We start from the raw sequence: 12,582 nt of genomic DNA, 5'->3' as shown, positions 1-12,582 counted from the left end.
TTATTTACTGGTGTCTATATAGCATAGAACTTCACCGAAATATTTTAAATTTGTGAAAAGGTAAAATATATGCGTACATCACAAATAAGAAAACAATTGCATGAATATATTGAAACGGCAGAAGATGATAAACTAAAAGCTATTTATACCTTGTTGCAAAATGAAATCTCTGACAGTTACGAACTTACCAAAGCCCAAAAAGAGGAATTGGACAAAAGATTTAGTGACCATCAAAACGGATTAGGCCAATCATTTACCTGGGATGAAACCTTGACTATCGCAAAACAATCATTGGTAAAATAATTTATCAATGAGTTATGATTTAAAAATTCGGCAGGAAGCAACCAAAGAATTCTCAAATGCATTTTTGTGGTATGAAGAGCAACAATCGGGACTTGGCGATGTGTTTGAAACCGCCATCCGCAGAAAGCTAAATCAAATTAGCAGGAACCCTTATCACTACAAGGCCGACTATAATCAATTTCACCAGGCATTAACTGAAAAATTTCCGTTCTTGATTGTTTACGTAATCGATGAAAATCTTAAACAGATTACCGTGATGGCTATATTTCATACCAGTCGCAATCCCAGCAAAAAATTTCGGAAATAGACTTTGGGGCGTTACCTGCGGTCCGGGCTGTATGCTCATACGCCTGCAGGCATTACGCCCGGGCCGGTATCCGCGCCCATCCCTAACGCAAAATAATTCCCCCCCAACTACAACCCTATCCCAGTCCCCGTAGGGAAAAACATATTAACGCTCACCGGCAATTTACCCGTTGGCTTCAAAGTACCCATTAGTACTTTTACTACTGATTTTTGTAGCTCGGGGCTGTTTTGATAGCATACCACCAGGGCGTTACTTTTTTCGATACCGGGCAGGCCGGCTATGGTGTAGGCATTGGCAAAAACGCTGATCACCGTGTTAGGCCGACCGGCCAGGTCGGCTATCATCAATTTTACATCGCTGCTGTAATCCAGTTTGCTTTGTGGGCGCAGGCGGGTATCGTGTACGCCAACTATTACCTGCTGGTACTGGCTTAACAAGTCCAATATATTTTTGAGGCCGATAGCCGGGGTGTTTTTATCAATCATAAACAGTTTACAGTTGGGGAAACTTTTGGCGGCTTCCTGCTGAAACACGGTTGGCGAGGATACGCCAATACTCACGATGGCTGTTTTTAAAAACGGGTTTAGCTTAATGGTTGATACATCGCCTTTCAATACGGTTACGGCGGCATCGCTTAATTGCTGCACCAATTCTTTTTGCGCAGGGCTGTTAATATCGGCACTGAAATTGGCCGGAGCCGCTGCCTGGTATTGATTTAGCCCGGCCCAGTATTTGGCAGCAAGTACTTTTTTAACTTTGATTTCAAACTCGGCTTTACTAATAGCGCCATGGCGTAAGGCTTTCCGAATGAGTTTAATGGCGCGATCTGAATTTTCAGACAGCTCGATAACGTCCATACCGGCAACAAAAGCTTTTACATCAGCGTCGCCATTGGGGAAATATTTTACAACGCCTTTCATCTCCATGGCGTCTGATACCACCAGGCCTTTAAACTTCAGCGAATCTTTTAAAATACCGGTAATGATGGGGCGCGATAACGTTGACGGCAAATGGGTGGTGGTATCCAATGCAGGGATGCTCATGTGCGCTATCATCACCCCGCTGATGCCGGCTGCAATAGCTTCGCGAAAAGGGTATTCTTCCAACGAATCCAGCCGGGCACGGCTATAAGGCAACAAGGGCAAATCAAAATGCGAATCTACATTGGTATCGCCATGGCCGGGGAAATGTTTGGCGGCAGTAAGCAAACCGGCATCCTGCATGCCTGTAAAATAGGCTATGCCCTTTTTGGCCACGTTATATTTATTATCGCCAAATGAGCGGTAGTTGATCACCGGGTTATTAGGGTTATTGTTTACATCCATATCGGGCGCCAGATTAAAATGAGCGCCTATGCGTTTAAAATCGGCAGCTACCTGCCTCCCCATTTTGTATATCAGGGTATTATCCTGTATAGCGCCAAGCGTCATCTGGTAAGGGTATGATACCGTCGAATCCAGGCGCATGCCCAGGCCCCACTCGCCATCCATGGCTATCAGCAAGGGTATTTTTGCCAGTTTTTGATATTGGTTAACCAGGTTTAGCTGCCGGCCGGGGCCGCCCTGGAAAAAAACCAGGCCGCCAATTTGCTGATCCTTGATCACTTTACCAACCGAATCGGCATAGGCCTGCCCCTTATTGGTGTGCGCCCGCACAAATAATAATTGTGCAATACGGTGCTTACGGCTCAGTTTATGATAAACAGAATCCACCCAATGGTTTTGCGTATTGAGGCTTTGGATATAGCTTTCTTTTTGTGCGAAAGCCTTTATAACGATAAAATTAAGGGAGATAGCTAATATTAAACAGCAGTAAGTTTTCAATTTTGGCATGTTCAAATGTAAACACGAAACACGAATTAAGAGCTAATTAAATCGAATTTCACGAATTGATACAACACGAATTTTACGAATTAAAGCGAATTGCACGAATTGATAGTGATACAGACAAAACCTGCGCGCAGATTAGTGTAATTAGAAAAATTCGTGCAATTAGTGTCCAATTAAACCTTCGCGATATTTTTTATTCTATGGATATATAAAAACACACTAACATGAAGAAGATTATTTTTTTTGCTATCTGCCTTTTTGCGGTATATGACGCCAGCGCACAAGGATATTACGGCCCGCCACGCCGCAGGCCCCGTTACCGTGAAGAACGCCGCGAACGCCCACGCCAGAGCCAGGACGATTTTTACCGCATAAAAGTTGGCTTAACCGGCGGCTTAAACATTTCAAACACTATTGATGCCGATAACTCCAACTTCAGCACCAATTCTATCGCCGGTTTTAACGGTGGTTTAACGTTGGATATCCCTATTGCTTATCCAATATCATTTGCCCCCGAAGTTTTGTATTCGGGCAAAGGTTATACAGCCAATACCGATTACGGCAAGTTTACGCAACGCACCAATTATATTGATGTACCCTTGCTGTTAAAGGTTAAGCTGGCACCGCAATTCAACTTTTTGGTAGGCCCATCCATCAACTTTTTGGCATCAACCAAAAACACTTATGAAACCGGTTTTATTACCGAGCAGGAGCAATACTATAACAACCGCGGCGACCATACCGACGTAAGCGGCGTTATTGGCCTTAGTGTTGATTTGAGCCGAAACATTGAGCTTAGAGGGCGCTATAACATCGACCTTACTACCAGCCGCCCGGATGATAATTCCTACCTGCCTAACTACCGCAACCAGGTTTGGCAAATTGGTTTAGGGTTTAAATTTCAATAAAAGCTTTTTAAGCTTAATGCCGAAGGCCTAAAGCTTAAAGCTATTGAACAAGAGCCATACGGAATTGCCGTATGGCTCTTGTATTGAAACTCTTCAGCTTTCTGCTTTATGCTTTCCGCTTTAGGCGCGTCTAAATACCTTTTGAATATCTTGTTCAAACTGCCGCTCTTCCGTGTAAAGGACTTGCCGGTAGGGTGCAAAATCTTTTATCAACTCATGGTAGTTATTTAAACATTCATTTATCCGGTCGATAATTTCCGGGATTTGGGCATCCTCTTTATCAAATCTATATTGTTCTGGAATAGGCATATCCTGTTGATACGCCGCCGAGCCGGTTTTGCCGATAATCAAACAGCAACGCATAATACAGGCCTCGCGCGGCATACGTTCTTTGCCGGGGTGGAAACCAAAATCTACATATAGTTTGGCCCTGTTCATCAAGGCTGCTACTTCAGCAGGCGTCATGTTCTTAATGGGCACCCATTTAATAGTGGGTGTAAGGGTAATGATCTTATCTAAAAAATCGTCGTTTTTAATGGGGTTGTATATTACCAGGTTTTCTTTAGGCGCAGCTTCATCTACCATATCAAAAAAAGCACTGTTCATGTAGTCCGAGATCCGGCCAACTGGCTTTATGCCATTTTCGAGCAGGTGCACCTGCGAGTAGTAAGAATGGCTGATGTGCTGCACATCCATGCGGCGTTTAAGCCTGCCGAATGATGCTGTAGGATATTTGCCCAGGTAATTTTTCAGTTTAAAATATTTTTTGTACTGTAAACTTTGGGTAAGATTATTTTGGGTAATGTAATAATTAACCACGCTAAGCCACCAGATAACTTTGCGCACCTTTTTATACCCATTATCAAAAATGGGCAGCAGGTGCGTTTCGGGCAATATGATAATATTTGGGGCGCTGTTTTCGATGCTTCCGGCAACAGGCACGGTGTATTTTTCATAGTTTTTATGCACTATATCCACGCTATCGGGGGTAGCGTAGTAATACATAAATACGTTAAAATCCATGTGCATTAGTTTGGCGCCTAACTGGTGTAAAGCCTCGGGGCCGCCGGTGGCGTATCCTGCCGGGCAAAAAATATAAATTTTGGTTGCGGGCAGGCACTTTATTTCAGTCAAATTCTTTGTCAAAACTGGCTTGTTGTTTTTAGCAATTTAAAATCCGGCGTAATCATTATTGTCATTTTCAATTTATTGCAATACGAGATAATTTATATATCTGCTACAAATGCACAAATACTATGCTGTATTTTCCTGTAAGCTACCAATAAAATAAAAAACTTTTTTCGGCAAAAACTGTATCACATTAACAAAAACGCACGTAATTGATTTAAACACGATAAAAATTGCATTAAATGCGTTTTTTATCCGTTAGATTATTAACATCTACTTTTTTACCGGAAAAACATATTACTGAATGATATCAATTATTATTTCATCCGTTAATAAAGCTAATCTGCAACAGGTAAGTGAAAATATCAATGCCACAATCGGCGTTCCGTTCGAAATTATTGCTACCGATAACAGCAAGGGGCAAATGGGCATCTGCGAGGTATACAATAAAGCAATGCTGCGCGCTCAATATGATTTTTTATGTTTTGTGCATGAAGATGTGTTGATAAAAACCAATAACTGGGGCCAAAAACTATTAGCTTTATTTGAGCAAGACCCCAAGTTAGGTTTAATAGGCATAGCAGGCAGCAGCTATAAACCGCTGGCTCCCTCGGGCGTGGGCGGCGTGGGCGCTTATACGCACTATCATAACCTTATACAATCATTCAAATACAAAAAAGAGAAAGCGCGGCATGCCTACCATAACCCCGGTAAGCAACGCCTTGCCGAAGTAGTATGTATCGACGGTGTATTTATGGCTACTACCAGGGAAATAGCCGAGGAATTTATGTTTGATGAAATCACCCTTAAAGGCTTTCATGGGTACGATATTGATTTCTCCTTATCGATAAGTCAAAAATATAAGGTGGCTGTTACATTCGATATATTGCTCAACCACTTTTCTGAAGGATTGTTTAACGATGTATGGATGGAAGAAAACCTGAAATTACACAATAAGTGGAACAAATTTCTGCCTATAAAAGCCTGCAAGCTTACGGCCGAACAGATCTTTTTTATCGAAAAAAATACCTTTAAAAATTTTATTGATGAGTTGATCAAGTTCAACTACCCTATATCTACCGCCATTAAAATGCTTTGGAAAAACAGGCGTTTTTTTCAACTTAACTCAAAGCTGTTTTTTAAACTGAAGTTCCATATTTTTAAAAAATACATTAAATCGAAACCTTCGTTGGCAAGTTATATCTGGTAGCCGCTGGTTTTAAAAATAGGTCGCCAAAAGTCAAGGTGTAAATCCCATGCATGGCAGCCAAAAGGCAATTGGTTGTTATTTAACTCGATGCACCTTGCGGGGGGCTGCTCAACAGAAAATTTTAACGCGGTTTTGTAGGATGGAATTTTTAATAGTTTCCGCTTGCGGTTTACCTCGATGCTCCAGAAAATATCCTCATTAAACTCGTGCTCATGACGGGTTAAATAAACATCCATTTTATGGCGCATGCTAATGCTCAACTCATGAAATTTTTTAACCCGGCGCAGCGATAAGCCACCGTTGCCAACCCTGTACTCGTACTGCATTGGCGATGGCACCCCATTTTTTTGCACATTATAACGGGCGTGGTAATAAAATTGAATTTTTGATTTAATGGCTTTAACCATATCGGGGTACTTACCCGGCGGTATCCATGGCGCTCCAATGTAGTCATATGGCTGGTTGCACCAAAAAGCAAGCTCATCGCTAAATACAAAAGCATCCAGTTGATGGATAAGCATAAATTCGTACCCAAAAAAACGATTGTAAAAGATATCTGACAGCATCAGCGCATTATAGCCTTCAATGCCTTTAAAAAAATGGTCGTCAAAACTTTCTGCGGCTGTAAAATTAAAAGCGGTAATTTCATCTGATAAAATAAGCGATTCCGGCTTAACAACAATACGCGGATAAGCGGCTAACACAAGCTGCATTTGCGTAAGCGCTACTTTTTCTAAAACCGAAAGTTCATTTTTATAGATGGGAACTATTACAACAACTTTTTGGGGCGTAATCATACCTGTGTTGTTTTGGTGTAAAGTTCTGCAACTAAAGATTCAAAATGATCCTGAAAAAGAAAATCGTGCCCGCCCGGCCCTTCTGGTACCACATTAATCACATCATAACAAACCTCCAGTACCCGGGGCACTTTAAGAGCTTCGGCAATTGAGAACGGGAACGATTGGTTGCCGATAAAAAATTTACAACCGGCTATTACCCGCGCCATTTGTAAAAAATCGCTTACCTGCAGCCATTCAATATTGGGGATTTGTTTTTTGATATCTTCGTACTCCGATTCAACCCCTATAAATTTCAATTTATCGTACTTACTCAAAAATGAATAATCGGTAGTTATGTTCCGGTACCTTTCGCTGCGGGCAATAACTATGTAACCGGCAAAGGCCATATCCGGTTCAACATCAAGCCAGCTTTTCCAAAGATCGGGTGTTACGCCGGTAACGTAGGCGCACCAGTGGGCAATATTGCATCTATCCATAGGGATATGCCCGGCCCTGAAAAAATCAAGATCGACGTCAATAACCTCGTCCTTTAATTCACTCAAGGTATTGATGTAAGGTTGCGAGTTTATTAAAGGCGCCAGCATATCTATCATTTTGGCATTGAGCATTACACCACCTAAGGGGTGCTTTGCAGGGTTGGCTATCATTAAAGGCTGACCGGCCCTTAAATATAAGTTGATGGGCACCTTAACAGTTTCGGCCAGCTTTTTTATAGTGGCCATAGCGTATATGATATCGCCGGCATTGCCACTGTGATTTAAATTGAGCTGATGATTGGTTTTGGCAGCAACCCGAATTTTAGCCGGCGTGGTTAAGCGTTCATTACCGGTTAAAAACTGTATAAATTCTACTTTCTTATAATTGCTTAACTCCCACTTGTAAGTTTTATAGCCTTCCCTATTGGTGTATTTAAGCCAGTAAGTACCTATAAAACCCTTTTTTTGTATCATTTTGCTTAATCAAAAATTTGTCGACAATGCTATTTTATTAATCCGCCGTAAATGTTTGCATATCAATCAGCCTGCGGTAAACACCGTTATGGTTCATCAGCTCCAGGTGGGTGCCCTGCTCGGCAACCCGGCCGTTATCCAGTACAATAATTAAATCGGCATTTTGAATAGTACTCAGGCGGTGGGCAATAATCAGCGAGGTGCGGTTTTGCATCAGATTATTTAAAGCCTCCTGCACAAGTTTTTCCGATTCGGTATCTAAGGCCGAGGTAGCCTCGTCGAGCAGCATAATAGGTGGGTTACTTAATACAGCGCGGGCTATACAAATACGTTGCCTTTGCCCACCGGATAGTTTTGAGCCGCGATCGCCAGTGTTAGTTTCATACCCGTTATCCGTTTCTAAAATAAAATTATGGGCATTAGCAATACGCGCGGCGGCTTCTACCTGCTCCTGGGTTACATTGGGTTTACCAAAGGCAATATTGTTAAAAATAGTATCATTAAACAATATCGATTCCTGGTTAACAATTCCCATTAAAGCACGCAGCGATTCCATCGTAACATTCCTGATGTCTATTCCATCAACACTAATTAACCCTGCCTGTGGTTCAATAAAACGAGGTAGCAAATCCATTGTCGTTGTTTTTCCACCTCCGGATGGCCCAACCAGGGCAACTGTTTTTCCTTTAGGAATGGTGAGATTCAGACCCTTTAAAACCGATTTGTCAATATCTACCGGCTCAATTCCCATTGTGGCGGGAACCTTTAAAGCCGACTTATCATTATATGAAAAAAACACATTTTCAAACGTGATTTTATCATTGAAATCTTCTAATTCAACAGCATTTGGCATATTTACAATTTGCGGCTTTTCATCAATCAAAGCTAACACCCGCTCACCAGCGGCAATGCCGGAATGAATGTTGCTAAATGAGTCAGAGATGGCTTTTGCAGGTCGCATGATTTGCGAAAACATTGCAATATAAACAATAAAGTTATCTGCAGTAAGTGATCCTTCGTGGTTGATTATCAATGATCCCCCGTACAATACAATACCCGCTACCATTAAAACCCCTAAAAACTCTGATACCGGTGAAGCCATTTGTTGCCTTTTGGCCATTGAACGGGTTATTCGGGAATATTCCTTATTTTCATGATCAAACCTATTTTTGATAAACTGCGTCGCGTTAAAGGCTTTGATGATCTTGATGCCTGACAGTGCCTCGTCAAGGTTGCTTATCATATTACCATAGGTTTCCTGCGATGCCTTAGCCTGTTCTTTCAATCGTTTTACTATTCTTGAAATAACAAAAGCAGATATTGGAATAACTAACATCGAAAACAACGTTAATTTAACAGATATAACAAATAAAGTTATCAGGTAAAATAAAAGCTGAAAAGGCTCTTTAAAGGCTACCTGCAATGTACCTGTAACTGAAAATTGGACAACTTGAACGTCGGCGGATATTTTTGAAAGAATGTCTCCCTTTCGTTCATTGTTAAAATAGCCAAGATGTAGATTCATTACGTTATTGAAAACTGTACGGCGCAGATTAAGCAATGTATAAATACGCAGGTTCTCCATAATCCTTTGCGAAAAATACCTGAACACGTTACTCAATAAAACCGATACAACGATAGCCACGCAAATAAATTTGAGCGCTCCCAAAGTTCCATAATGCAGGTTTGCTACTTGGGCAAAATAATTTAGATCTTTTAATGGATTCCACCAATTTTCGGGCCGTATAAGCAACTTCTTGGCGGCAGGGTCAAAAATTGCCTTTAACAGGGGTGCCAGCAATGCGTAATTTAATGTATTAAATATGATCGATAAAAGAGTTAAAACAAAGTATGGAAATGCGAATTTTCCGATAGGACGGGCAAACGATAGTAATCTGAAATAAGTTTTCATTCAAAAAGTTGAACCGCAAAATTAACTAAATAGCGGCTATTATAAATACTTAGTTTTTGGGGCGTATTTTAAACGATAATAACGCTTTAATTATTGCTGCCTACTTTACCCAGTTGCTTATCCTGTCAAAAACCATCTCGACAGAAATACTGTCCAGGGTATCCGAGTCGCTTTCAATATGCTCGGCTTTGATGCCCAGGGGAGCCCAGCGGGTGGCGTTTATTGACCTGGAAATTGGGAACAAACCAAGCGTGTGAATGCCCGAAGCGGCCGCAACATGCAGTGGCCCTGTGCCGGATGCAAGCAAACCATCGGCGTTATATATAAAGGCAATCAATTCGTTAAGCGACATTTTACCACTTAAATCAATCACATGTGCCGGTAGTTTCGGAATCCAGCTTTTAAACAATTCATGTTCTTTTTCAGATCCTGTGATAAAAATGCGGAATTTATCTGCCGGTAAAAGCTTAATAAGGGCGGTAAACCTATCCATATCCCACTCCCTGCCATTCCCGTTTGATTTGGAGTGGATAATTAAATTAAACTTATCGTTAGTCAGCTGATCTTTAAACCGGGCGGGTAACTCAATAGACGGTTTAAAATTATCTTTATAATAGTATGCAATAGTGCCAAGCGTTGGGATATGGGTAACGCCAAGCGGTTTGCACAAATAAATATTTTGCTGTGCTTCGTGCAGGTCTGATTTGCCCCTGCTTAACCTGATTAACCGGTTACAGGTAAAAAAATGATAATTACGGCTTGTGGTACCTATCCTTAGTTTTACGCCTGCTTTTTTGGCGGCTTCGGCAATATGCCTTTTCGGAAACTCATGTACTATGGCGTCGATGCCTTTCTCCTTAAAAATGGCGGCTATCTCATTTGTTGATAAAGCGCCAATCTCATCATAATTAATAAAATGGTCAATTGCCTTGCAGGCATCAACCACGGGCTTAGTATAGCTACGGCCCAACATGCTAATGGTAACATCGGGATACAACTGTTTTAAATAAATACAGGTGGGCAGTTGCAATACCACATCGCCCATGGCATCAATCCTGTTTATTAAAATATGCTTTATCTGTTTGTTATCTATCAGGGCCATTAACTTTTATTTTTATGCGTTATGAATTGGGCAAAAGTACAATAATTGGCTTTAAAGGTCGTCGTTAATCGTTATTGCAGCCAGCTGGTTATTTTTTCTGTTACCAGGTTTACCGACAATGGCAGCAGATTATCTGTCCCGCTTTCTATAAAACCGGCCTTTTTGCCCAATGGCGCCCAACGCCCCGGATGAATAGGCTTTACCGATGGGAATAAACCAAGGGTGTTTATCCCCGCCATAGCCGCTATATGCAGGGGCCCGGTACCCGAGGCTATCAGCCCGTCTGCCTGGCTGATTAAACTAATAAGTTGTGGCAAACTCATTTCACCAGTCATATCAACTACTGTAGCGGGCAGGGTTACAATCCAATCGGCCAGCAATATTTTTTCTCTATCAGACCCGGTTATAATAATATTAAATATATCTGAAGGCAGGGCATCAATAAGCCCCGCATAATTATCAAGTCCCCATTCCATCCCGCTGCCGTGCGATTTTGGGTGGATGATGAGGTTAAATTTATCGGCTGATAATTTACCGGCTAACGCTGGAGGAAGCAACGCCCTGCTTTCAAAACTGATGTGCTCAATTATATCCTGCAACGATGGTACAGCCTTCAAACCCAACGGCTTTAATAAAATAAGATTGAGTTGCGCTTCGTGCAGATCGGATTTTTTACGGCTTAGTTTTACAAGCTTGGTACAGGTAAACCAATGAAAAACACGATTGGTAGTACCAATACGCAGTTTAATGCCGGCTGCCCCGGCTATTTGAGCTACGTGCTTATTGGGGAACACGTGGATAATGGCATCTATTTTTTTATCTTTCAAATAGCTAACCTGCTCCGCCTGGGATAGCTTTTTTATTTCGTCGTAGTTAATAAAAATATCAACCGCTGCACAGGTATTTATAACGGGCTGGGTATAAGTGCGCCCTAAAAACGAAACCACAGCCCCTGGTAACAGCTCTTTAATATAAGCAGCCATGGGCAAGGTAAGCACCACATCGCCAATAGCATCTGTACGGCTTATCAATATGTGCTGTATTTTTGACTTAGGGGGCTGGGGCATTGTTGCAAACGTTGAATATGCTGTTGGGGCCGAACGCCGTATTCATTCTTTTCTTTTACTCAGAACTTAAAACTCAACACAGGCCGTACAAGTGCAATAATAAAGATTAAATTGCCTTTTATTATGATAATTTTCGTCATTTGCATTTACAAATATGAATGTGGCAGCTGTTTTTAACAAAACCCGAATGACGAATAGCATTAACTTTAAACAGGTTGCCCGCGCACTAACCATTGTTGAAAACTACCTGCCCGGAAGCCAGGAACTATTGAAGGGCCTTACATTTAATAAACCTGCGCCGGTAATTGGCATAACCGGCCCCCCGGGCGCCGGCAAAAGCACGCTGGTGAATGCTTTAATAGATTTACTTTTAAAGGACGGCAACAAAATAGCCGTTTTGGCCATTGATCCCACATCACCATTTAACTTTGGCTCGTTGCTGGGCGATAGGATCCGGATGTCTTCGCACTTTAACCATCCTGATGTTTTTATCCGCTCGCTGGCTACGCGCGGTTCGTTGGGCGGTTTATCGGCCAAAACCATCGAAATGAGCGATGTATTACGTGCCGCCGGATTTGATTATGTACTGATAGAAACCGTTGGCGTTGGCCAGTCGGAAATTGAAATAAGCGGCCTGGCCGACGTTACCCTTGTGGTATTGGTGCCGGAAGGGGGCGACGAAGTGCAGCACATTAAATCGGGCCTGATGGAAATTGCCGACGCCTTCATTGTTAACAAAGCCGACCGGGCCGATGCCGATGTATTTGCCAATAACCTGAAGAAAATAATAGGGCAAAAAAAAGATGGACAGCCACCGGTATTCAAAACAACAGCATCGCTGGGGGCGGGGATTGCCGAAGTTGCTGAGTTTATAAAAACACCTGCACAAATAAAAAACCCACGCAGAAAGCTACTACTTACCGAGAAGGCTTACAAGCTGTTAGCCTATAAATTAACGCAGCATATAGATAAAAAAAAGCTTCAGCAAGATGTTGCCGAAGCTTTGAAGCATCAAGATTTTAACCTTTACAGTTTTGTCGATTCGTATTTATAGTGACTCGACCAG

General features: G+C 41.9%; 12 protein-coding genes. 5 read left to right on the top strand and 7 right to left on the bottom strand.

From position 1 onward, the window contains the following. The first annotated feature begins 69 nt into the window (after nt 1-69). Both AC1DU2_RS10240 and AC1DU2_RS10235 read left to right on the top strand, forming a co-directional pair. Complete coding sequence (locus tag AC1DU2_RS10240; protein ID WP_477353635.1) at nt 70-303, top strand: addiction module protein; 234 nt, start codon at nt 70-72, stop codon at nt 301-303. A gap of 7 nt (nt 304-310) precedes the next feature. Further along, a complete protein-coding gene (locus tag AC1DU2_RS10235) occupies nt 311-610 on the top strand; it encodes a type II toxin-antitoxin system RelE/ParE family toxin (RefSeq protein ID WP_477353633.1) in 300 nt (99 codons plus the stop codon). Nucleotides 611-717: 107 nt separating this feature from the next. Here the strand turns inward: AC1DU2_RS10235 and AC1DU2_RS10230 are convergent, their stop codons facing one another. Further along, on the bottom strand, nt 718-2,442 hold the full coding sequence (locus tag AC1DU2_RS10230) for a glycoside hydrolase family 3 protein (RefSeq protein ID WP_477384111.1): 1,725 nt from the start codon (nt 2,440-2,442) through the stop codon (nt 718-720). Between the two features lie 221 nt (nt 2,443-2,663). Between AC1DU2_RS10230 and AC1DU2_RS10225 the strand changes: the two genes are divergently transcribed. Further along, complete coding sequence (locus tag AC1DU2_RS10225) at nt 2,664-3,347, top strand: porin family protein (RefSeq protein ID WP_147053557.1); 684 nt, start codon at nt 2,664-2,666, stop codon at nt 3,345-3,347. Nucleotides 3,348-3,467: 120 nt separating this feature from the next. Here the strand turns inward: AC1DU2_RS10225 and AC1DU2_RS10220 are convergent, their stop codons facing one another. Continuing rightward, a complete protein-coding gene (locus AC1DU2_RS10220) occupies nt 3,468-4,493 on the bottom strand; it encodes a hypothetical protein (protein ID WP_477384109.1) in 1,026 nt (341 codons plus the stop codon). Between the two features lie 286 nt (nt 4,494-4,779). Here AC1DU2_RS10220 and AC1DU2_RS10215 point away from each other — a divergent pair, with 286 nt between their 5' ends. Continuing rightward, on the top strand, nt 4,780-5,685 hold the full coding sequence (locus tag AC1DU2_RS10215) for a glycosyltransferase (RefSeq protein ID WP_477384107.1): 906 nt from the start codon (nt 4,780-4,782) through the stop codon (nt 5,683-5,685). Here the strand turns inward: AC1DU2_RS10215 and AC1DU2_RS10210 are convergent. From AC1DU2_RS10210 to AC1DU2_RS10190, 5 genes are all read right to left on the bottom strand, one after another. Then, nucleotides 5,673-6,482: a DUF5672 family protein gene (locus tag AC1DU2_RS10210; protein ID WP_477384105.1), complete on the bottom strand. Its 810-nt coding sequence runs from the start codon at nt 6,480-6,482 to the stop codon at nt 5,673-5,675. The two genes, AC1DU2_RS10215 and AC1DU2_RS10210, sit on opposite strands and share 13 nt — an antisense overlap. Next, nucleotides 6,479-7,435, bottom strand: coding sequence for a hypothetical protein (locus tag AC1DU2_RS10205; RefSeq protein ID WP_477384103.1), 957 nt, complete (start codon nt 7,433-7,435; stop codon nt 6,479-6,481). Before AC1DU2_RS10205 ends, AC1DU2_RS10210 begins: the two co-directional genes overlap by 4 nt. A 37-nt stretch (nt 7,436-7,472) precedes the next feature. Further along, nucleotides 7,473-9,347: an ABC transporter ATP-binding protein gene (locus AC1DU2_RS10200; protein WP_477384101.1), complete on the bottom strand. Its 1,875-nt coding sequence runs from the start codon at nt 9,345-9,347 to the stop codon at nt 7,473-7,475. 100 nt (nt 9,348-9,447) lie between these two features. Beyond that, the gene (locus AC1DU2_RS10195; RefSeq protein ID WP_477353619.1) at nt 9,448-10,449 is read right to left on the bottom strand and encodes a glycosyltransferase family 9 protein; all 1,002 of its coding nucleotides are present in this window, start codon (nt 10,447-10,449) and stop codon (nt 9,448-9,450) included. Nucleotides 10,450-10,520: 71 nt separating this feature from the next. Next, complete coding sequence (locus tag AC1DU2_RS10190) at nt 10,521-11,516, bottom strand: glycosyltransferase family 9 protein (protein WP_477384099.1); 996 nt, start codon at nt 11,514-11,516, stop codon at nt 10,521-10,523. Between the two features lie 187 nt (nt 11,517-11,703). Between AC1DU2_RS10190 and meaB the strand changes: the two genes are divergently transcribed. Then, entirely contained in the window at nt 11,704-12,570 is an 867-nt protein-coding gene (meaB, locus tag AC1DU2_RS10185) for a methylmalonyl Co-A mutase-associated GTPase MeaB (protein WP_477384097.1), read from the top strand. Nucleotides 12,571-12,582: the final 12 nt, after the last annotated feature.

This window comes from Mucilaginibacter sp. P4_C11, from assembly GCF_056402115.1.
The sequence above is the reverse complement of the archived record's forward strand: the minus strand, read 5'-3'. Positions and strand labels throughout refer to the sequence as shown.

Bases quoted from the DNA above. Each gene is read 5' to 3' on its own strand.
- AC1DU2_RS10235 (WP_477353633.1), top strand. From the start codon at position 311: ATGAGTTATGATTTAAAAATTCGGCAGGAAGCAACCAAAGAATTCTCA.
- AC1DU2_RS10240 (WP_477353635.1), top strand. From the start codon at position 70: ATGCGTACATCACAAATAAGAAAACAATTGCATGAATATATTGAAACG.
- AC1DU2_RS10205 (WP_477384103.1), bottom strand. From the start codon at position 7,435: ATGATACAAAAAAAGGGTTTTATAGGTACTTACTGGCTTAAATACACC.
- AC1DU2_RS10225 (WP_147053557.1), top strand. From the start codon at position 2,664: ATGAAGAAGATTATTTTTTTTGCTATCTGCCTTTTTGCGGTATATGAC.
- AC1DU2_RS10230 (WP_477384111.1), bottom strand. From the start codon at position 2,442: ATGCCAAAATTGAAAACTTACTGCTGTTTAATATTAGCTATCTCCCTT.
- AC1DU2_RS10215 (WP_477384107.1), top strand. From the start codon at position 4,780: ATGATATCAATTATTATTTCATCCGTTAATAAAGCTAATCTGCAACAG.
- AC1DU2_RS10195 (WP_477353619.1), bottom strand. From the start codon at position 10,449: ATGGCCCTGATAGATAACAAACAGATAAAGCATATTTTAATAAACAGG.
- AC1DU2_RS10190 (WP_477384099.1), bottom strand. From the start codon at position 11,516: ATGCCCCAGCCCCCTAAGTCAAAAATACAGCACATATTGATAAGCCGT.
- AC1DU2_RS10210 (WP_477384105.1), bottom strand. From the start codon at position 6,482: ATGATTACGCCCCAAAAAGTTGTTGTAATAGTTCCCATCTATAAAAAT.
- AC1DU2_RS10200 (WP_477384101.1), bottom strand. From the start codon at position 9,347: ATGAAAACTTATTTCAGATTACTATCGTTTGCCCGTCCTATCGGAAAA.
- meaB (WP_477384097.1), top strand. From the start codon at position 11,704: ATGACGAATAGCATTAACTTTAAACAGGTTGCCCGCGCACTAACCATT.